The 718-nt window shown below is 57.0% G+C and carries 1 protein-coding gene; it reads left to right on the top strand.

Annotated features, from left to right (window positions below; translation table 11 throughout):
• The first annotated feature begins 110 nt into the window (after positions 1–110).
• Positions 111–449, top strand: a complete 339-nt coding sequence (locus N879_RS13000; protein WP_022983391.1) for a hypothetical protein — start codon at positions 111–113, stop codon at positions 447–449.
• Positions 450–718: the final 269 nt, after the last annotated feature.

The following is a 718-nucleotide window of genomic DNA, read 5'->3' as shown; positions in this document are numbered from 1 at the left end:
GACTCAAAGCTGCTGCATGAAATACTTTTAAAGTCAATGAGTTACGCAAAGCTAAGCCCGTCGGGCGAAGTCGTCATAGACCCCGAATAGGCACAGGAGAGGCAAGGAAAATGCGGCAACTAACGCTCGCAATAGCTCTGCTCATCAGCGCAGGAACAGTGGCGGCAGAAGGGAAACCCATAGCAACGCAAGCAGCAGAAGCCATGCAGCCGGCCGCAAAGGCATATCAGCGAAAAGCATCACAAACAGCCCTGGAATTCATGGCTGGAACAGGGAGCGGAGTGATGGCGGACGGAGCACGAAGGGCGCTACAGCAACAGAACAGCGCACCAAAAGGCCTAGGGAACACAAGCATTGTCCGCAGCACCAAAGACTGCATGAAGCCCGGAAATGTCATAGACAAAGACGTTCAGGAATGCACGCAGGGGTTGCGAGAGAAAGACTGGTAATACCTGCCCAATAGCAGAAGTCCACTATGAATTGGGGGTGTTACAGCACCCCCACCCCTCCGGCGCGTTTTCCGTAACGCGTTACGCAAATCGAAACCCGCAAGACCGTAGGGCGCTGCCCTACAACCCGCTCTCGCCCGCGAGGCGTCAGGAGCGCGGGAGGGAAAGCTCTCCCGCACTCCCTCGCAGAGGCTGTTTTCGAAGGTGCAACGTCAAGTGTTCGCTTCGCCCGGCACTCCGTTCGCCGCGCGATGGAGCTGCACGACGAG

The sequence above is a fragment of the Alcaligenes sp. EGD-AK7 genome (assembly GCF_000465875.3).
GTDB lineage: Bacteria > Pseudomonadota > Gammaproteobacteria > Burkholderiales > Burkholderiaceae_B > Alcaligenes > Alcaligenes phenolicus.
This window is presented reverse-complemented; position numbering and strand designations above follow the sequence as displayed.

Bases quoted from the DNA above. Each gene is read 5' to 3' on its own strand.
- N879_RS13000 (WP_022983391.1), top strand. From the start codon at position 111: ATGCGGCAACTAACGCTCGCAATAGCTCTGCTCATCAGCGCAGGAACA.